Annotated in this window: 20 protein-coding genes; 6 read left to right on the plus strand and 14 right to left on the minus strand. The window is 69.6% G+C overall.

The annotated features are described in order from the left end of the window. Positions 1-27: 27 nt before the first annotated feature. Positions 28-897 (plus strand): glycosyltransferase family 2 protein, encoded by an 870-nt coding sequence (locus tag ABZ404_RS13415; protein WP_358830781.1) that lies wholly within the window; start codon positions 28-30, stop codon positions 895-897. On the opposite strand, the gene ABZ404_RS13420 is transcribed toward ABZ404_RS13415, so the two are convergent. Continuing rightward, positions 894-1,958: an NAD(P)-dependent oxidoreductase gene (locus ABZ404_RS13420; RefSeq protein ID WP_358830782.1), complete on the minus strand. Its 1,065-nt coding sequence runs from the start codon at positions 1,956-1,958 to the stop codon at positions 894-896. The two genes, ABZ404_RS13415 and ABZ404_RS13420, sit on opposite strands and share 4 nt — an antisense overlap. A 168-nt stretch (positions 1,959-2,126) precedes the next feature. Then, on the minus strand, positions 2,127-2,324 hold the full coding sequence (locus tag ABZ404_RS13425; RefSeq protein ID WP_358830783.1) for a hypothetical protein: 198 nt from the start codon (positions 2,322-2,324) through the stop codon (positions 2,127-2,129). Between the two features lie 142 nt (positions 2,325-2,466). Here ABZ404_RS13425 and ABZ404_RS13430 point away from each other — a divergent pair, with 142 nt between their 5' ends. Then, positions 2,467-3,810 (plus strand): tetratricopeptide repeat protein, encoded by a 1,344-nt coding sequence (locus ABZ404_RS13430; RefSeq protein ID WP_358830784.1) that lies wholly within the window; start codon positions 2,467-2,469, stop codon positions 3,808-3,810. A 56-nt stretch (positions 3,811-3,866) separates the two neighbouring features. Here ABZ404_RS13430 and ABZ404_RS13435 read toward each other — a convergent pair whose 3' ends face one another. Beyond that, positions 3,867-4,349, minus strand: a complete 483-nt coding sequence (locus tag ABZ404_RS13435) for an ATP-binding protein (protein ID WP_358830785.1) — start codon at positions 4,347-4,349, stop codon at positions 3,867-3,869. After that, positions 4,346-5,149 (minus strand): TauD/TfdA family dioxygenase, encoded by an 804-nt coding sequence (locus ABZ404_RS13440; protein WP_358830786.1) that lies wholly within the window; start codon positions 5,147-5,149, stop codon positions 4,346-4,348. The genes ABZ404_RS13435 and ABZ404_RS13440 overlap by 4 nt, the downstream gene beginning before the upstream one ends. A 168-nt stretch (positions 5,150-5,317) precedes the next feature. Here ABZ404_RS13440 and ABZ404_RS13445 point away from each other — a divergent pair, with 168 nt between their 5' ends. Next, the gene (locus tag ABZ404_RS13445) at positions 5,318-5,755 is read left to right on the plus strand and encodes an NUDIX domain-containing protein (RefSeq protein WP_358830787.1); all 438 of its coding nucleotides are present in this window, start codon (positions 5,318-5,320) and stop codon (positions 5,753-5,755) included. A gap of 3 nt (positions 5,756-5,758) precedes the next feature. Beyond that, a complete protein-coding gene (locus ABZ404_RS13450; protein WP_358830788.1) occupies positions 5,759-6,949 on the plus strand; it encodes a helix-turn-helix domain-containing protein in 1,191 nt (396 codons plus the stop codon). A 124-nt stretch (positions 6,950-7,073) separates the two neighbouring features. Here the strand turns inward: ABZ404_RS13450 and ABZ404_RS13455 are convergent, their stop codons facing one another. The 5 genes from ABZ404_RS13455 to ABZ404_RS13475 form a co-directional block, all read right to left on the minus strand. After that, entirely contained in the window at positions 7,074-7,670 is a 597-nt protein-coding gene (locus ABZ404_RS13455) for a hypothetical protein (RefSeq protein WP_358830789.1), read from the minus strand. Then, entirely contained in the window at positions 7,658-8,548 is an 891-nt protein-coding gene (locus tag ABZ404_RS13460; protein WP_358990383.1) for an SAM-dependent methyltransferase, read from the minus strand. Before ABZ404_RS13460 ends, ABZ404_RS13455 begins: the two co-directional genes overlap by 13 nt. After that, positions 8,545-9,081 carry a GntR family transcriptional regulator gene (locus ABZ404_RS13465; protein ID WP_358830791.1) on the minus strand — a complete coding sequence of 179 codons (537 nt, stop codon included), beginning with the start codon at positions 9,079-9,081 and terminating at the stop codon, positions 8,545-8,547. Before ABZ404_RS13465 ends, ABZ404_RS13460 begins: the two co-directional genes overlap by 4 nt. A 111-nt stretch (positions 9,082-9,192) precedes the next feature. Then, a complete protein-coding gene (locus ABZ404_RS13470) occupies positions 9,193-9,735 on the minus strand; it encodes a class I SAM-dependent methyltransferase (RefSeq protein ID WP_358830792.1) in 543 nt (180 codons plus the stop codon). Between the two features lie 699 nt (positions 9,736-10,434). Further along, positions 10,435-11,097, minus strand: coding sequence for a hypothetical protein (locus ABZ404_RS13475; protein WP_358830793.1), 663 nt, complete (start codon positions 11,095-11,097; stop codon positions 10,435-10,437). Positions 11,098-11,309: 212 nt separating this feature from the next. On the opposite strand from ABZ404_RS13475, the gene ABZ404_RS13480 reads away from it, so the two are divergent. Together ABZ404_RS13480 and ABZ404_RS13485 are read left to right on the plus strand one after the other, a co-directional pair. Further along, the gene (locus tag ABZ404_RS13480) at positions 11,310-12,479 is read left to right on the plus strand and encodes a helix-turn-helix transcriptional regulator (RefSeq protein ID WP_358830794.1); all 1,170 of its coding nucleotides are present in this window, start codon (positions 11,310-11,312) and stop codon (positions 12,477-12,479) included. 18 nt (positions 12,480-12,497) lie between these two features. Then, on the plus strand, positions 12,498-13,244 hold the full coding sequence (locus ABZ404_RS13485; RefSeq protein WP_358830795.1) for a 5-formyltetrahydrofolate cyclo-ligase: 747 nt from the start codon (positions 12,498-12,500) through the stop codon (positions 13,242-13,244). Positions 13,245-14,555: 1,311 nt separating this feature from the next. On the opposite strand, the gene ABZ404_RS13490 is transcribed toward ABZ404_RS13485, so the two are convergent. The 5 genes from ABZ404_RS13490 to ABZ404_RS13510 form a co-directional block, all read right to left on the minus strand. After that, positions 14,556-14,726, minus strand: a complete 171-nt coding sequence (locus ABZ404_RS13490; RefSeq protein ID WP_358830796.1) for a hypothetical protein — start codon at positions 14,724-14,726, stop codon at positions 14,556-14,558. 486 nt (positions 14,727-15,212) lie between these two features. Further along, entirely contained in the window at positions 15,213-15,458 is a 246-nt protein-coding gene (locus ABZ404_RS13495) for a cold shock domain-containing protein (RefSeq protein WP_358830797.1), read from the minus strand. A gap of 573 nt (positions 15,459-16,031) precedes the next feature. Continuing rightward, positions 16,032-17,048, minus strand: a complete 1,017-nt coding sequence (locus ABZ404_RS13500; protein WP_358830798.1) for a beta-ketoacyl-ACP synthase 3 — start codon at positions 17,046-17,048, stop codon at positions 16,032-16,034. Positions 17,049-17,167: 119 nt separating this feature from the next. After that, positions 17,168-18,715 (minus strand): AarF/UbiB family protein, encoded by a 1,548-nt coding sequence (locus ABZ404_RS13505; protein ID WP_358830799.1) that lies wholly within the window; start codon positions 18,713-18,715, stop codon positions 17,168-17,170. A 50-nt stretch (positions 18,716-18,765) separates the two neighbouring features. After that, positions 18,766-19,014, minus strand: coding sequence for a hypothetical protein (locus ABZ404_RS13510; protein ID WP_358830800.1), 249 nt, complete (start codon positions 19,012-19,014; stop codon positions 18,766-18,768). Between the last annotated feature and the right edge of the window lie 140 nt (positions 19,015-19,154).

Here is a 19,154-nt window from a genome sequence, read left to right on the forward strand (position 1 = left end):
GGGACTCCTCGAAAGGATGAAGAGACGTTGGTGGGCATCAAGGTGGGCGTGGCCGTGCTGACCATGGGGACGCGGCCGAAGGAAGTCGCGGAGCTGCTGGCGTCGGTTGAGGCTCAGACGGTCAAGCCCGCGAGGACCGTGCTCGTCGGCAACGGCTGCACGCTCCCCGACGACCTGCCTGGCTGGGTCGAGCGTGTGGAGCTGGCCGAGAATCTCGGGGTCACCGGCGGGCGCAACGCCGCCCTGGCACACCTGCGGGACGTCGACGTCGTCGTGGACCTCGATGACGACGGGCTGCTCGTCGCCGACGACGTCGTCGCCCGCATCAGCGACCTGTACGAGAACGATCCCACTCTGGGGATCGTCAGCTTTCGGATCGCGGACGAGACCGGGGTGACGCAGCGCCGTCACGTCCCGCGCTTGCGCGCCGGTGATCCGATGCAGGGCGGCGAGGTCACCACCTTCCTCGGCGGCGGCCACGCCCTGTCCACCCGCATGCTTCGCGAGGTCGGTGACTGGCCCGAGATGTTCTTCTTCGCCCATGAGGAGACGGACATGGCGTGGCGGGCGCTGGATGCCGGATGGCGCGTCGTCTACGAGCCGCAGCTTCTGCTCCAGCACCCCCGGACCTCCCCGGCTCGGCATGCGTTCTTCTACCGGATGACCGCCCGCAACCGCGTCTACCTGGCCCGCCGTCACCTGCCCGCCCTTCTTGTGCCCGTCTACCTCGGTACCTGGCTCGCCCTGACCGTGGCCCGCACCCGTGACCTGGCCGGGCTGAAGGCGTGGTTCTCGGGGTTCGCCGAGGGGTGGCGCACCCCGTGCGGCGGGCGCCGGCCGATGCGCTGGCGCACCGTGTGGCGCATGACCCGGCTCGGCCGTCCGCCGGTGATCTAGCCCACCGGGGTGGGCGGCGCGGGATGCAGCCACGCGGGGATCGCGCCGGGTGTCGCGGCGAGCCATGCTGCGTAGCGGGCGATGCCCTCGGCGACCGTGATGCCCGGCTGCCAGCCCAGCACCGTGCGCATCCGCTCCACGCTCGCGTAGCCGCCCTCGGGGTCGCCCGGCGGCATCGGCGTCGACACGAGCGTGGCGCCCTTGTAGTGGCCGGATACCAGGTCGGCGACCTGGCGGATCGTGGTGGCGGTGCCCGTGCCGATGTTCACCGTCTCGTTGTGGGCGCCCTCAGCCACCAGTGCGTGCAGGGTGCCGGTGGCGATGTCGTCCACGTGGACGAAGTCACGGACCTGGTGTCCGCCGCCGTTGAGATGCAGGGGCAGCCCGCAGGCTGCGCGCATCGCGAACCAGGCCACCACCCACGAGTGGGAGTTCTCCTTGATGACCTGCGGCTCGCCGTAGACGGAGAAGTAGCGCACGATCGCGTACGAGACGCCGGCCCCACTGAGCATGGCGGCGGTCTGGTGCTCACCCCACGCCTTGGTGTTCCCGTACACCGACACCGGGCACATTGCCCCGCCCTCGGAAAACTGTGCCGGTACGGACACGAGGCCGTGGAGCGGGTCCGGGGCGCCGGGGTGGGGGCCGTTGCCGTAGACGCTGGCGGAGGACACGAACACCATCCGCCGCACGCGGTCCGAGGACGCCACGGCGTCCAGGACGTGCTGGGTGCCGATGATGTTCGTGCCGATGGCGTCCAGCGGTCGCCGGGTGCACGCGGCGACGTCGGCCAGGGCAGCCGCGTGGATCACGTAGTCGCAGCCGGGCACGACCGTGCGCATTAGCTGAGGGTCCGCGATGTCTCCGATGATGAAGTCCGGGCCCAGCGGGTCGATGCCGAAACGGCTGCGGTAGACGTCGGGAGGGTAGGCGTCGAGCTTGCACACCGAGACCGGGCGCGCGCCGACCTGCCGCAGCCGGTCAACGATCCGGCTGCCGATCAGCCCGCCAGCCCCGGTGACCAGCACGGTCTTGCCGGAAAGGCGCTGTTCAAGCGACATAGGAGGTTCTCCTTCACACCGGTAGAGAGGTCTCGTTGCTGCGGGTGCCGATCGGCCTCGGGGACCGGTCGGCACCCGCGTCCACCCGGCCGACTGCCAGTGGGAACGGGCGGAGTCTGGGGAGCTCCGGCACCCGGAACGGACCAACGTGCGAGTGCCGGAGCGTCTTCAGGGGTCGGACGGGGGAGCGTCCGGCAGCGTTACCGAGACGGCCTCCCGCACCGTCTCGGTGACGATCACGGCCACCGGATCGCGCAGAGTCCAGGCGGGTCCGGCCATACCGAGCAGCAGAAGCACGACCAGTGGGAGTCGGCTCTCGTCGCAGGGCTGGCGGGCGGTGCGGGCGTGCCGGTGCCGTGCGCTCATGGATCACTCCGTTTCCCGTTCCCAGCGGTCGCTGATCGGCGTGGAATCCACTCAACTCCCGTACGGAGTAAGGGGAGAGGGCCCAAGATGTAACCCCGTGTAGTCCCGTGTAACCCTGGGCGGAGGGAAGGTCGGGGAGGCCATGGACTCCGGTGGTGAGCGGATCGCCAGGCAGATCCGGCAGGCGTGCGAGGAGCGCGGCTGGGGGCCGACCAAGCTCGCCCGTGGGCTCGGCATCGCAGCTGCCCGGGGGCCCACCGGCATGTCCCGCCAGTACGCGCGCAAGCTCCTGGCGGGCGAGCGTCTGCCGGGCGAGCTGTGGATGCCCGCCGTGGTCAGCGTTCTGGGAATCGCAACGGATCAGGTGGCCGAGATCCCCGGACCTGAGCCCGTGTACGTGGATACCGTGGAATCCGTTCTGGCCCTTGGAAGGAGCGACAGCGACGTGGACCGTCGGATCTTCCTGACCGCCTCGGGCGGTACAGCCCTCGCCTTCCTCGGCGTCCCCGACGCTGAAGCGATCACCCGACGCGTCCGCGCCGCAGCCCCCACCGCCGTCCGGGTCGGCGCCGGCGAGGTGGCTGCGATCGAAACCATGGTCACGACGCTCGGGAACCTGGCGGCTGAGTACGGCGGCGGCCACGTCAAACGCCTCGCGGTGGACTACCTGGTCGACAACGTCGGTCCCTGGCTGAAGGGCCGCTACACCGAGGCCACCGGCCGCAAGCTGTACGCCGCCACCTCCCAACTGGCGCACCTGGTCGGCTGGATGACCCAGGACGAGAGTGACGACCGGCCACATCAGGACAAGGCCCAGTACTACTACGGGCACGCCTGGCGGCTCGCCGCCGAAGCGGGTGAGCCGGAGCTGGCCGCGACTGCCCTGCGCGGGGCCGCCGTTCAGTCCATTGCTCGCGGGCCGCGCCACCGCGCCGAAGCGTTCGCCCTGGCCGAGAAGGCCATGACCTACGCGAAAGACCTCGACGACCCCCGGGCCGTCGCCTACTACCAGTCCACGCTCGCCGAGGCCGCTGCCCTGGACGGCAACCACCGCCTGGCCATGCAAGCCCTCGCCGCCTCCAAGACCGAGATCGAGCGCACCGCCACCGCACCCCCCGGCCAGTCTTGGGCATCCCACTTCACCATCGGTCGGTGGGCGTACGCGTCGGGCATGACCCTCGCGAGAATGGGCGACCTCCCCGCCGCCCGCGAACACCTCCACCAGGCCCTCGACACCTACGGCCTGGACCGCCGCCGCACCCGCGCGAGCGTGCTCGGGAACCTCGGCGGCCTCCACCTCCAGCAGGGCGACCTCGACGGGGCCCTCGTGGTGTGGAGCGAGTTCCTGGACTGCGCCGAAGGCGTCCAGTCCATCAAGGTCCGCGACGCCGCCGAAGACCTCCGCGTCCGACTCGCCCGGTACGAGAACGTCACCGCGGCCCGCGAGCTGTCCCAGCGCGCCACGGTCCTGCTCGCCCGCGCATGACGTGCCGCGCGACATGGCTCCGCCGAGCGCGCTGAAGAGAGCAGACCTGTGCCCGCTCACTGGACTGCTCCGACCAACGCCACGCCCTTGGGCAAGACGTGAAGCCTGCGGCAGGGGCTGGTCGCCGCCCGGGTGCGGACGCTGACCGCTTCGGTCGGCAGAACCACGTCCCACTCGGCCCACACCTTCTTGCCCTCGGGCATGCGGTCCCAGCCTGAGCGGCTGGCGAAGGCGTCGACCAAGAGAAGCCCGCGCCCGGACTCGGCCGCGTAGTCGGCCTCCAGCCGGGCGGGAAGTACCTGGCTCCCGTCGTACACCGCCAGGAGCAGCCGGTCGTCGAGAGAGAGGGCAACGGTGACTGGGCCCGCTGCATGGGTGACGGCGTTGGTGACGAGTTCCGAGGTCACTAGCTTGATCGCGCCGTGCTGCTCGGCTTCCAGCGTCACTCCCCAGTCGGCGATCAGTGCGAGGACGCGGTCGCGAGTGCGGGCCAGGTCCGCAGCTCCGGACACGGCGATACGGGCGTGGCGCTGGGTCACGACACGGCCTCCTCGGGGGTGTGGCCGGGGGCGCTCGTGGCGAGGCGGAATCCATGGGGGAGGGGGCCGAGGCCGGGCAGTGGCTCGCCCAGGACCCGCCACATCAGGCGGTCACCGGTGAAGGCGTTGCGGGCGTGCAGCCAGCGGCTGTTGTCCAGCAGGTAGCCCTGTCCGGCCAGGAGCGGCACCGTGATCTGGTGGCGTGCGATCGTGGCCCGCAGGACGGGCAGGTGGGGCTCGATGAGGGGGTTCCAGCGTGCCAGCGCGTCCAGGCGCAGCCGGATGGAGACCCGCCCTGGGCCTTGGCGGGTGAAGACCTGGCTGGCGTGGCCGTCGCCGCCCCCGAAGAAAGCGGTGTGCCGCGTGGACAGCAGATCCAGGGCTTCGGGGTGGTGGGCGGCGAGGTCGGCGTGGACGGCCTGCCCGTCGGTCAGCAGGCACTCGCCGCCCTTGGCCGCCGGATTGGCACACACCAGCAGCATCAGGCGGGGCGGCCTGGGGATTCCGGAGCGCTCCGTGTGGGGGGTGAGTTCACTGCTGGTGAAGCCGCCGTACCCGGCCCGCCGCGCGTGGCGGCGGGTGTCGTAGATGGTGGTCACCCCGTCCCGTGCGTCGCTGTCACGGTGAGCGGTGACGCGCATGATGCGGGCAGCGAATGAGGTGAGGACCGAGCGGACCATCAGCTGGTCCACGGTGACCAGCCCGGTCTGCCGCAGCTGCTCCGCGAGGTCGTCCACGGGCAGCGTGGTGGCCGGCTGGAACGGCGGGGCGGGAGCACGCAGGGCGTGGGCGTGGCTCATCACGGGACTCCTTCGCTGGGTGGCTGACCCACTGTTCGCGGCCAACGGGCGGGCGGTAAAGCGACTGATTGTCGACTCGGGCAAGTCGGGCAGAACGCAGCTGAGTTGAGGCTGGCGTGCTACGTTCCGATCGCCCCTTGCACGCGCTGATGGACGAGGAACGCCGCCATGCCGTACACGCCGCCGTTGTGGCCCGTCTCCATCAAGGGCGTCGCGCTCGACGCACAGGGCCGGGCCCTGCTGCTGCGGAACGAGAGAGACGAGTGGGAGCTGCCCGGAGGCCGCCTGGAAGTCGGCAGCCCGGACGGATCGCAGATCCCGGACGACTCGCCCGAGCAGGCCCTGGAGCGGGAGATCGCCGAGGAGACCGGCTGGAAGATCCAGACCGGACCCCTGATCGACGGCGGCGCGTGGATCTACGAGCCGATCCCGGGGCGGCGCGTTCTGATCGTCACCTACGGCTGTACGGTCCTGACCCCCGACCGGGCCCCTGTCGTCAGCCACGAGCACAAGCAGGTCGGCCTGTTCACGGCTGATGAGGTGCCGTCGCTGAGGATGCCCGAGGGCTACAAGCGGTCCATCGCGGCGTGGTTCGCCCAGGTGTAACCCGTGGACGGCACCGGGAAGGAACCCGTCGGAGGCAGGGCGCTGGAAACACGGCCGCCGTCCCGGTTCGCTGCCTGGCACTGGGCCACCGGTCAGGCGCAGCAGATCCTCGCAACCGGCGACCTGGGCAAGATCCTGCGGCTGTTCCGGGCGGTTCACGGCCTGAACCAGACGGAGCTGGGGCACCTGCTCGGCTACGACAAGACGTACGTGTCCGCGATCGAGCTGGGCAAGCGCACGGTGGAGGACGTCGGCTCGCGGCGGCGCATCGCGGACCAGCTGCGCCTGCCCCCGCACCTGCTCGGCATCACCGATGTCGCGGACACCGACCACCGCGCGATGCTCCAGTTCGGGGAGTCCACTGTGCGCCTGGCGGAGATCGCTCGCCAGTCCGGCCACGCCACCGAAGCCGTGGCTGAACTCTGGCCGCTGGTCGCCCGGTTGGAGGCCCGCCTGGAGGATGGTCATGCGGAACGGGAGGTCCTGCACCTGCTGGCGCGGGCGCGGGTCGGACTCGGCGTGGCGCTGGGCAATGTGCTGCCCGAGGAAAGGCTCGCGACGGCTGCGCGCTGGACGGGCAAGAGTCTGCCGATCGCCCAGTACTTCGGTGATCGGGCCTTCTCCTCGTCCGCGCTGCGGATGCATGGCAACGAGTTGCGCAAGGCGGGCATGAAGGGCGCCGCCGTCGACCGCCTCCAGCAGGCCGCCGCTCTCGCCCCCGGCCCTGCCGCGCGGGCCGCTGTCCTCCCGCTCCTGGCCCGCGCCGCCGGATCCCTCGGCGACGGCACGCTGTTCGATGCCGTCGTCAGCGAGACGGCGGCGCTGCTGGAGGTGGTGGAGCACACCTCGCTGTTCAACCCCTACGCGCTGCACGAGATCCGGTTGCGCGGTCTGGTCGCCACCGGCCGGGCGGACATCGCCATACGGCTGATCGAGCAAGCCCCGATCCCGACCATGACGGTGGCCCCGCAGTGGCGCGTCATCGAGCTGATCACCGTGGCTCACGTGCGGCTGCTGGCCGACGATCGCGACGGCGCCACCACCTGTCTGGAGACGGCCGTCGCCGAGGCCGCTCGGCAGCGGCTGCCGCACCAGTTGCAGAGGATCGTGCGGGTTGCAGGCGATCGGCTCCCGGCCAGCCGGGACGCCGCCGGTCATGCCCTGGACCGGATGCGCCAGGAGATGGTGGCCTAACCCAGCACGGGGCCGGTCGCCGGGGAGGACGCTGGCGGGGGCGAGCTGAGCTGGGTGGGGGCGGTACATCTGCGAGGTCCCTTCTGGGGGGTGCCGATCGGGGCTCGATGACGCGGTCCGGGGGTCAGCGGGGCAGCAGAGCCGTCCGTGCTGGCACGGCCGGGGCGGGGTCGGCGAGTGGTGCGGCCAGGTCGGCGCTGGTGGCGACCAGGTGATAGAGATCGGGCGTGGCCTGGGCGGGGAGTTGCAGGCGGTAGGCGCGGCGTCCGTCGGGATCCCGTGAGAACCGGTCGAGCTGCCAGCCGCAGACGCCTTGGAGGTAGAGGGCGACAGCGCTGTCCGTTACCGTGCCGCGCACCCAGCGCGGCGGTCCGGGCCGGCGGGCGATGTAGTCGGCCAGCCACACCGAGCCCAGACGCGCGAGGCGCTGGCCGTGCTGAGCGGGGTGGGTGACCGACAGGGCTTCCTCCTGCCGCTCCTTAGCGCTCCATCCCACGAGGGCGGCTTCACGGACGGCGAGGACGAAGACTCCGACGAGGTCACCGTCTTCTTCCATCCCGATGACCTGGGTGGTGTCGTGGCCGTCGGCGAGCATGCTCAGCAGTGCGAGGCTGTGGCCGTGGTGCGGGTGATCTTGTTGCTGGGCCCAGGCGGTGCGGGCGGTGAGCAGCGCATCGACGAGCGGGCGGTCCTCGTGCGAGAGGAGCCTCATGAGGTACACGACGGGTCCTTGACGATCGAGAGCTGTGGCTTGAGGGCGATGCCGGCGTAGGCGCCGGAGTTCGCGGCGGGAGCGCGCGCATCGGGGTGTTCGGGGTGCCAGCGGTGGGTGGGGACGAGGCCGGGGTCGAGTAGGGGCCAGTCACCGAACAGGGTCTGGATCGCTGTGCGGGTGCGGGGGCGGAACGCTACGGCTGCTTCTTCGGCCCACAGGGCCGTGAGCTTGGCTTTCGCGTCAGGCGTGGGGGTCAGGTCCGGGCTGGCGTGGGTGATTGACAGGGCGCTCCCGGGCGGAAGCCACTCCCGCAACACCGCGAGGGCTGAGGTCACGGCCTGGTCGTCCTCGATCCACGGCAGCACGTCGTGGAGCAGGACGGCGACCGGCCGGGTCAGGTCGAACCGAGGCGCGACCTGGGGATGGGCAAGGATCTCGGCCATGTACCGAATGTCGGCCTGGAGGATGCTGGGGTTGCCAGAGAGGCTGCTCATAGTGCTCTGGGCGACTCCGACGACGATGGGGTCGATGTCCACGTGCACGATCGACGCGCCCGGCAGTACTTCGCCGAGCGTTGGCGGCTCGTGGCGCTGGAGGCGTTTCGACCAGTCGTAGGCGTACCCGCAGCCCAGGTCGAGGACCTGCTGGAAGCCGATCTGGGCGAAGAACCGTGCCGTCAGCGCGGTGTGGTCGCGGTTGTTGTAGGCGGCGGACACGATGGTGTAGTCCGCCTCGTGGAGCCGATGCGCGAAGTCCCGGTCGACCTGGAACGAGTCCCGGCCGCCACTGAGCAGGTGATAGAGGCGGGCCGGGTTCGGACGGCAGTAGGCGTCGTCGTCGACAGCTGGTGCTCCCGGCCCTCTCCATGAAGGCCCGGACGTCACCACGGCGCACTCTCCATCCCCTGCTCGGCCAGCGCAGCCGGATGCACTGGGGTGGGGTGGCTGCTGATGACGATGGCGTTGCCCTTCACGGGCAGTGCCAGCAGCCCTTCGGCCGCCAGGTCGCGCAGGGCCCGGCGGACATCACGCGGGGAGAAGTCCAAAAGGCGGGCGAGGTCGCGTCCTGGCGGCAGCGGATGGTTCACGCGGTGCACGCCATCGCGGATCTCGCCGCGCAGTTGCCGGGCGGCGGCGACCGCGCCGGGTCCCGGTTCGGCGTGCCGTACCTTCCACCGCTCGCGCGGCGCCACGACCAGGCGGCGGCCGGCGTCCCGCTCCAGGACCCCGAGGTCATGCAGGCGGTCGAGCGCGGGCCGTACGCAGATCTCCGGTACCCGTAACTCTTGGGCGAGGTCGCGCGGGAGCGGGAGCGTTGAGCCGAAGAAGTACCCACCGCGGGCGATGCGGGTGAAGACGATGTGCCCGGTGTTGCTGAGGTCGGTGGCGGATACGGGCCGTACTCCCCTCCGCGTCATGCGCCGCCGCCCTGATCGGGGTGCGGGAGGGACGGTGGGTGGAGTGGGAGGCTGCGGGGTCATGGGTCCTCGTTGGCAAGGGAGGTGAACAGGCTGTCGGAAGGGAGGAGTTCAGCTGGCGGGGCTGCGCAGGATCACGCAGGCGACGCGCTGGCTGGCGAGGTCGTAGCGCGTGGCGTGGGCCCAGCCGTCGCCGAGCCGGGCAAGGTGGTGTTCTGTCATGCCGCCGCGCAGGGTGCGGGCCTCGTGGTCGGTGGCGCGGACCTCGCTCAGGTACAACTGGCCGCCCGGGCGTAGCCAGTTGGTGCGGACGCGGTAGAGGAAGGCGTCGGGGTCGTCGAGCAGAGACACGGTCTGGCGGCACACGACCAGGTCGACACTGCGCGCGATCAGGCCGGGCGGGTCACCGAGGGAGAGGTCGTGAACGACGTACGGCAGCGGGCAGGGGGTGGCCTGGCGGGCCAGGGTGATGGAGGAGGGGGACCAGTCGATGCCTGTCACGTCCATCCCCGACGCGTACAGGTAGCGGGTGAAGTCCCCGGTGCCGCAGCCCGCATCGACCGCTTTCTTCCCGCGGTGGCCGGGGAAGCGCTGCTCGAAAAGGCGGAGCTCCTCGGCGGTGAGCGGGTGCAGGTATACGCCGCTCGTGGCCACGAAATCCCAGAATGTGACGTCGCGCGGCGGTAACCGGAGCGGGCTGCTCGGCATGTGGACTATCCTCTCGGCCACCCCAGGAAAGTGGGGCGAGATGGTTGATAACGGGCGTGATGAGGGTGGGCCGGCCTCAGGGCTCGGGTCGATCGGAGGCCGGGGCGCACGTTGCTCCTGCCGCCCCGCACAACAGGTGGGCCAGCAGTCGGCGCCGCGCCTTCCCGTGATCCCCGGTGCCGCACACGGGCGCAGCGTCCGGGCCGCGGGTGGGAAGGCCCCGGCTGGAGGGCCGCCTCCTGGCCGCGTCGTGGATGCGGGATCTCGACCACGACCAGGAGGTGACCAGCTATGGGGGAGGCGGGACGTGCGGACCGCAGCGGAAGCCGATCCGCCCGGACTGCCGCGCGGGGAGCCAGACGGCTCGGGGCGCCGGCGGAGCGTGGGTCATGGCAGTCGCCCGGGAAACACCCACACCAGTGAGATCAGCACCAGGCAGAGGAGCGGGAACCCGGCGCAGTGCTGGAGGTAGTGCTGCCAGAACGGCAGCGGCCCCCGAGGCGGGGCCGCTGGCGCCCCGGCCTGGCGGCGTGCGGCCCAAACGGAGCGGGCCAGGAGTACCGCATACAGGGGGAGCAGACCCTAGGTGAACAGGGAACGGAAGATCATGATCCTGGGGTGTGTAGCGGGGGGAGGGGAGGGTGGTCATCGCAGCGCACCCGCCTCGGGGTCGGCTTCGGTGCGGCAGACCAGGCGTATGCCCCAGCCGTAGAGCCACGTCTCCAGTCCGCGCCGCCCCCACTGCGGCTCGTTCACGCAGATCGGCGGGACCAGGTCGCTGGCTGACTCGACCGTGAGCAGCGTGATCCATTTGCCTTGGATCAGTCGCTGGAGACGTTGCCAGCCCGGCCGCTCCCATAGCGGCCAGTCGGACAAGCCCCGGTCGTGATGGAACCAGCAGACGTTACCGCCGTGCGCCTCGGCCGTTCTCCCGAGTCGCGCGTGAATCGGTTTGACGTCGGCGCCCTGGGGAGCGCTGGTGTAGGTCGCGGCCGACACGCGGAGGGCTTCGACCCTCGTCGTGAGGCTGCGCAGTATCCGGACGTACGAGCTGCTTGGCCGGCCTCGGTCGATCGGCTCCATCTCCAAGAGCTGACGCGCTTGGGCGACGGCTGCTGCCAGCTCCGGCGGAGGATCGAGCCTCAACTCCAGCGTTCGGAGCAGGCTCTCGATCCGCTGCCGGTCCTCGCGCATCGCGTTGGTCCGCAGCCGGTAGGTGATCAGGTTTAGGGCTGCGAAGTCACCCGCGCTGCTCGCTGACTGGTCGAAGAGAGCCGTCGCCTGCGTCAAAGGGAGCTGGACCTTCATTGCCCACTTCCCTTCTGCCCTGGGGGTGATTCACGGCCGCTGGCCTTGACGGTGGTGACATCGCGTAGAACCGCGAAGTGGGTCTTACTCAACTGCCGCCAACTCGAGCTATCCAGAGCAGGATTGATGCTCTAATGAGGCATCGGTGATGCAAGTAGGGGCATGACCTGGCTGTATCTGTGAACTGGGCTCGATGGAGTGGGAGCAACGTCATGGGGCAAAGGAGGTATCGCCTCGCTGAGCGCCGTAAGACGGTCGGGATGACTCAGGAGGCCCTTGCCGATCGCCTCGGTGTGGACCGGAGCACGGTGGTGCGTTGGGAAGCGGGTACTGGATCCCCCCAGCCCTGGCAGCGACCCCGGCTAGCCGCCCAGTTGCGCGTGAACGCTCTGGAGCTCGAAAGTCTGCTCACGGAGCCGATCGACGAGTCTGATTTTGATCAGCAACGCCGCGAACATGCCCTACGCCACCCAGCCAAGGTCGATATGGGCACCGTTGGGGAGCTGCGACGGGAGTTTGACGAACTGGCCGAGCGATACGACCAGGTGCCCTCGGCGAGTCTTCTCGCGAGAGGTGGGGAGCAGCTCAGCCACCTCACCTTCCTCGCGCGGGAAGCGCGCGGCGGCCGTGTGCAGCGCGAACTGATGTCCATCCAGGCTGACGCGTCGGTGCTGATGGGCCAGTTGGCATGGGATGCGTCTCAGCGGCGAGACCAGGATACGGCCAGGAACTACTACGACCAGAGTGGCCAGATCGCACGTCGGCTCCGCGATCACACCCTGGAGGCCCGAGCTCTGCTCCGCACCAGTTACGTCGCCTTGTATGGGGCCCAGCAGGATCCGAGAACTGGACTTGGTCTGGCGTTGCAAGCAGCTGAGACAGCCCGATTGACCAGCCCGGGCGTAACTGGCTTGGCTCTCCTTCACGCAGGTGAGGCACACGCGATGCTCGGAGAAGAGCGTGCCTTCGAACGCACTCTCAAGCAGGCCGAGCAAGTACTCGAAAGGTCAGACGCCACAGACGCCGCCGTAGGACTTGTCTCGTCCACCCAGATCGGACGCCTCTCCGGCTCCTGTTACCTGTCCCTAGGACAGCACCGTCGTGCCCAGCTGATCCTGGAGGCCACAGCCGCTGAACTGCAAGATCGAAAGAAGTCGCGCGCCATCGTGCTGGGCAACCTTACGCTGGCCTACATCCGACAACATGAGCTTGACGCGGCAGTGGAGACCTTGGGAGAGGCAATCGCGGAGCTTGAGGAGACCCGCGGCGGCGGAGGTATGAATCTCGTCTTCGGTGCCGCCCGTGAACTTCGCCCGTGGAGACAAGAACCGATCGTTGCGGATGTCCACGACCGGCTTCTGGCGCTCATGATGGCCGCATAACTAGTGAGGAGGACCCCTGTGCCGCTCGTGCACGACGAAGAGAAGCAACTGGTCCGAAGGGCGGTATGGGAGGCACTCGACACGGCCGGGGCGGTACACGATGAGACAGCACACGGTCGTATCCCCAACTTCGTTGGGGCCGAGGCAGCAGCTCGACGCTTGGCCGAGCTCGACATCTGGAAGACCGCGAGTGTTGTCAAGTCTGTTCCTGACAAAGCACAGTTGCCCGTACGGAGTCTCGCTTTGAAAGCGGGCAAGCTTGTGTACATGGCGGTGCCGAAGCTAGCGACGCGTCAGCCCTTCTACCTGCTCGACCCGCGCAAGCTCTCCGCTCCGCACGATATCGCTGCTTCGAGCAAGCATGCGGCGACTGTGGCCCCCACCGTTGACGTGGATCAACTCCTTCCCATTGACGTCATCGTCTTGGGTAGCGTTGCCGTCAATCGTGCAGGGGTCCGGATCGGTAAGGGGGCTGGCTACTCAGACCTTGAGTTCGCTTTGCTCGCCGAGGCCGGACTCATCCGACCCGACACGGTGGTCATCACAACGGTCCACTCGCTGCAGGTGATCGACGGTTCGATTCCAGCAACGGATCACGACGTCAACGTGGACCTGGTGGTCACTCCCGACGAGGTCATCGAGTGCACGACGCCGCACCGCCCGGCGGGCATCATGTGGGATCACCTCGATGAGGAAAAGATCTCTTCGATCCCCACGCTGCTGGCCCGCAGTCGGAACCGCACGGAGGATCCGCAGTGTTCGTAGCACCTCAACGGCGCTCACTGTTCCGAGTCGCCTCGGGTGGCCGGCTCGCGTGCGCGGGGCGGGTCCATGAGACCCGCAGGAACGCGGAAGCGGGGCCGATGATGGACCCGTAGCGGGCGGTGACCTGGTCAAGGACCCGCTCGGCACGCAGCTGGGCCTCGCGCAGACGGTCAATGCTGAGCTGAGTAGGCAAGGACGGCGACCGAACCCCCACGACTTTCATATCCCAGACCAGGGCGCCTACACCCTGCCCAGTGCCGCAACACCGGCAACTTGCGTAGCACAACCCCCTGCGGGCACCACCTAGACAGCAGCCCCGATCTCGCAATCCCCGGCGACCGCCCTGCTCCGCAGCTCCTCGTCCTGCACAGTCGGCTGGCTGAGGCCGCCGCCGGGCCCAGCAGCGGTGAGCCCCCCAACCGCCTCTTCACCGATCTGCGCCTGGTGCTCCTGGCCATGTCCCTGACCTGGCCTGCCGCCTTCGAACACGTCACCGGCACCGACATGATCGACCAGGTCGACAGCCACATCACCGCCGAACAGCGGCCCTGGCGCAGCGTCGATGCCCAGCCCACCGACCCCCGCCCTCTACATCCTCGCCCTCCAGCTCCTCGACCACCATCGCTCTGCCGGGGGCATCCCGCGGATGGTGTTGCCCTTCCGCGCCCACGACGCAGAGCCACACCAGGCGCTGAACCCGCGATGCCAATGGCTTGCATGGCCGGGTGGCCTTCCGGTACGCAGGCGGTCAGGGCAAGTCGTCGCACGCAGGGGGCGCTTCGGTGTCTCCCGGCAGCGTGGTCGTGGCGAGGGGGAGCCAGGGGCTTGGCGCTTGGGGTGTGGCGGGGGTGACGGGTGTGGGCAGGGGGCTGGTGTCCGGCGGGCAGCTGGCTGGGGGGGCCGGGGAAGGTGCAGAGGCCGGAGGCGGTGACGGGGGCGGCACTGGGGGCGGTGACGGCGGGGGGAGGGCGGTCGTGGTGGGAGAGGGGTAGGGGGTTGTCGCAGACGGGTGCGAAGGGGAGGCCGTCGGCGGCGGGGGCAAACCGGCTCGGGCGCTGTCCTGCGAGGGCTGCGGGACGCCTGGACGGCGGGGAGGCGCGGGGGTGGATTCACGCGGCGCGGCGGGCGGGGACATGACGGGCAGGAGGTCAATGTTGAAGTCCGGCGCTGGGGGCGGTGCAGCGCAGCTGGTGCCTAACAGGAGGCCGCAGAGGGCGAGCGGGAGGGTCCAGCGAAGTACGGGCATAGGAGGCTCCTGGAACGCCGGGTGTGCTCCGGGCAGGGGAAGCGGGGCTGGAGGGCGGCCGTTGATCAGCCTGCTTCCAGGGTTTTGAGGAAGAGACTGAAGGAGGTGAAGAACGTCTCTGTCCCGTGGTAGACGGCCAGTACGGCGTGGGCGATCTGTAGGGGGGCGGTGGCGATGGCGAACAGGGTGATGACCAGCAGAAGCCAGAAGAGCAGGCCGCGGGGGCGGGAGTACATGAGTTGCCCTCCCTGCGGGGCGCCGTGCCGACGGGGCGGGTGATCGACGCAAAGCCCGGGAAGGCCCGGCGTACGTGTCGGGGGCAGGATGTCGTCTGAGACACCGGATCATGGGGGGGGATGCCTCCCTGTGACGGGGCGTGCCTCAGGGGTGCGGGTGCGGCACCACCACAAGGCGCCCGTGGACACCTCCACATGACCCGTTCACACCCCGTGCGGGCAACCGCGCATACAAAGGCGCACGGGCTGCAAGGGGCAGCCCCCACATCTCCACAGCGAGCCCGCGCACGCCCGGCGCGTGCGCGCGCCCAGGAACCGGCCCCCCGGGACAAAGGGCCATCTGCTGGTCTTCGCAGGTACCTCGGACGGTTCCCGCCTGGGGCGCCCCGGCGCCGGTGACGGCTGGACGCTCGCCGTCACGGGAACTGCCACGGTCCCTGGCCACCGGATCCGCTGTGACACCGAGACCCGAGGGGGATTGTCGTCTCAGTGCGGTTCAGCGCTGCTGTGGGGGCAGGGCGGCTGTGCCCGGTGGATGTTGGCTGCCCAGATTCCGTCGGAGTCCTTGATGACGTCGAGGATGACTGCGTCCTGCGCTGCGAGGGTGCGTGCGCGGCAGCAGACCTGGATGGCGCAGGCGTGCACAAGGGCGTCCGGTTGGCCGTTCTCCCAGGTGATGACGCCGACTCCCTTGTTCGGATCGAACCACTTCACAGTTCCCTCGGGCACCATGCACACCTCCCGGCGCCAGGATAGGAAACACAGGGCTCCTGGGCGGAGTTGCGGTGCGTGCAGGCGGTGCTTGCCTGGGGGAGCGGGCGTTGCTGTGGGCGGGAAGCAGGTGGTCAGCGCTGTGCTGGCGGCGGCTGGCGGAGTGCGGGTGTCATCTGGGAATGCGGGGTCACGTCGGGGTGGCGGGGTTGACGCTCTGTGGCGGGGTGCGGCTGCTGGGGGTGAGGCCGCACTTTGGCGCCGGGAACCGTGTTCGTTTCGCCGGGTCTGCGCTTCCGTTCCGTGGTGGCAGGCATGGGGGAGGGCGGCTTCGGTCAGAGAGCCGGAGAGTTCTGCTGGTCTGATGGACCAGCGGTCGGGGCGGCGGGGCTCCTGTTGGGGCTTATGGAGGTTCCGGGCTGGTCTTTGCGCCCTGGATTCGCCGGCTGGCTGACGCGGGTGGGGGTGGGATCCCGGTCGGTGGCACGGGGTGCACCGGGTTGGCGAGGTGGGGGGAGGGGCGGGCGGCAGGCCAGCGTGCGGCGCGGTGCCGCCCGTGCGGCGCGCTGCCTGATGGTGCTGGTGGGGTTTGGCTTACCCGCTCTCCACGAGCAGAGGCTTGGTGTCGGGCCAGGTGAGGGCGGCTGATCCCCAGGTCAGTCCGGCGCCGAACGTGGTGAGCAGGGTGCGGGTGCCGGGTGGGACGGCCTGGCGTGCCGCGGTGTCGGCGATGGCCAGGGGCAGGGAGGCGGCGGAGGTGTTGCCGACGTCGGCGATGTTCCCGAAGCAGCTGGGCGCTGTGATGCCCAGGTGGTCGGCGACGGTGGTGAGGAGGTGGGTGTTGGCCTGCTGGCCGAGGAAGGCGTGCACGGAGCGGGTGGGCCAGCCTGCCCGGTCGAGTACGTGCCGGGAGGAGGCGGTCATGCGCGTGACCGCGTGGGTGAAGGCTTCTGGGCCCTGCTCGCGCAGGCAGTGCTGGGCGGGCGGGAGGGGCTGTCCGTCGCGCAGTGGGTGGCGGGATCCGCCGGCCAGGATGGTGATGAGGTCGCTGCCGGAGCCGTCGCTGCCGAGGTCGGTGGCGCAGATGGCTCCCGGTTGTGTGCTGGGGCCTTGGCCCAGCAGGACGGCGCCGGCGCCGTCGCCGAAGACCATGCTGGTGGTCGGGTCCAGGGGGTCGAGGACGGAGCTCATCACGTCGGCGCCGATCACGAGGGGCCGGCTGCAGATGCCGGAGGTGATCAGGGCGCGGGCCAGGGTGAGGGCGTAGAGGAAGCCGGGGCATCCGGCGCCGACGTCCAGGGCCGGTATGTCGCCCAGGTTCAGGCGGTGGGCGACTTCGGGTGCGGTCGCGGGGATCGGCCGGTCGGGGGTGCTGGTGGCCAGCAGCAGGAAGTCGCTGGCGGTGGCGGCGGAGGTCAGGGCTGCCTGGCCGGCGAGGACGGCGAGGTCGCCGGTGCTCGTGCCCGGTTCGGCGATGCGCCGGCGCCGGATGCCGGTGAGGTCATGGATGGTCTCGGCGGGGATGTGCAGGCGATGGGCCAGTTCCTGGTTGCTGACGCTGCGCTGCGGCAGGCAGGCCCCGATCCCGCAGATCACCGCGGTCGGTGTCACGGGAGTGTGCTGGGGGTCCGGCTCTGCGCGGCGCAGGGAGGGCGGGGGTGCGCCGGTGGCTCGCACTGGTCCGGCGGTGGGGGCGAGCGAGGGGCCGGCCGGGGGGAGGGGCGGGGGTGTCACGGTGTCCTCCGTGCTCGTTCGCGGGCCCAGCCGTAGGCCGCGCTTGCTGCGGCGGCCGGCGCCATGCTGCTGCGTCCTGGGATCCGCTGCCGTCGTCCGGAGGTGATCGGATCGCCGAGGTTGGTCCGGGTCTGGACGGTGAGCTGGCGGGCCGAGAGGTCGGCGAGGGATGCCTGCAGTTGGGCGGGGGCCTGGGTGAGGACGCTGAGCAGGTGCAGGGCTGCCTGGGCGGCTTGTTCTTCGGTGAGGGTGTCCAGCAGCAGGTCGCGCATGATGGTGGTGAGTGTTCTGCGCAGCGCGGTGGACAGTTTCAGTTTGGGGTAGAGGCAGCGCACGGATCCTTCGATGTTGGCGACGGATTTTCCCACCACCGAGACGAGCGGGGTGATCTGGATGCCGCGGTGGGAGGAGTAGCGCAGCAGGGTCATGAGGGCGACCCCGAAGTTGAGTTCGGCCAGGGTGGCGTCGGTCCAGTGGGGGACGATGCGGGTGAGGTCGCCGATGAAGGCCGATACGTTGCTCCAGGGGGTGGCGGTGCCCAGGTTGACCCATTGTCTGGCCATGGCGGTGCCGTCATTGTGGGCCATCGCCATGAAGGTGCCCAGAATGGCGGCGCTGGTGGTGCGGTCGAGGCGTCCGACCATGCCCCAGTCGATGAGGTGTGCTTTGCCGTCGGGGCTGATGATGATGTTTCCCGGGTGCGGGTCGGCGTGGAATTTTCTTTCCAGGAAGTAGCAGCGGAACATGAACTGGATGAGCTGGTAGGAGATTTCTTTCCGCTGTTTCTTGCTGAGGTCGTCGCTCTTCACCCGGTTGATGGGCACACCGTCCGCGAAGGTCTGTACCAGAACGCGGGGTGTGGCGGTGATGACTTTGGGTACTCGTACCCGTTTAAAGTGCCTGGCGGCTTTCCTGGCGTCCTTCATGTTGCGGGCCTCGCGGGTGAAGTCCAGTTCGTCTTCCATGACGGTGAACAGGACTTCCAGCATGGCCCCGACATCGACGACTTCGTTGAAATGCGGTGCCGCTCTCGCTATCAGCCGGGCAACCCTTTTCAGGACGGCCATGTCGCCGAGCACCGCCGCGGAGGCGCCTGGGCGCTGTACTTTGATGACGCAGGGGGTGCCGTCGGCGGTGACGGCTTTGTAGACCTGGGCCAGGGAGGCGGCGCCCAGGGGCTGTTCGGTATGGATCTCAGTGAACTGCTGCCGCCAGTCGGCGCCCAGGCTGTCTTCAAGGACGGGTTCGAAGCGGGCGAACGGCTCCACGTTGGCGTGGTCGTTGAGGTTTTCCAGTTCGTCCCGGATGTACTGCGGTACGAAGTCGGGGCGGGTGGCGAGGATCTGGCCGACTTTCACATACAGCGGGCCCAGTTCCTCCAGGGTCCGGCGCAGTCCCTGCGCCCGGGTGGCTTTGAGGTCCTCAGCGTGCGGGACGCCGGGCCGGCCACGCCGGGCGCTGAGTGTGTTCAGGGTGCGGCCTGCTTCGCCGGCGAAGGACCGGGACATAATGCGGACGGTGCGGCGGGTACGCCCGTGGGGCATGCATGCTCCTGGTCCCTCGCGCTGCCTGGAAGGGGGATGGCTGCTGTCTGCTAGGTGGCGAGTTCCCTGTCCTTGTGGTCCTTGGCCACGACGGTGGTGAGGGTGGAGACCTGCTGGGTGAGCTGGCCGATCTGGCCGGCGAGTGCGCGGATCTGGCGCTGGTTCTTCTTCGCCCGCTTCTTGCTCTTGGACTTCTTCCGCTTCTTGGTGCCCAGGCCCTTGCGGATGACCCGCCGGGTGTCCTTGTCCATGCGCTCGCTGTTGCGGACCAGCCTATCGAGGTAGTTCTTCCTCGCCATAGCTCGCCCCTCCTTCTGGTTGCTTAGGGGGTGGTGCTGTTGCGTTCTGCCGCAGGGGCACCTGGGCGGACTGGGCAGGGGGTGTTCCGCCCAGGTGCGCTCACTGCCGCCCTGGTGCACGGGCGGGGCGCCATGAAGGC

This window comes from Streptomyces sp. NPDC005878, assembly GCF_040629815.1.
Taxonomy (GTDB): Bacteria; Actinomycetota; Actinomycetes; order Streptomycetales; family Streptomycetaceae; genus Streptomyces.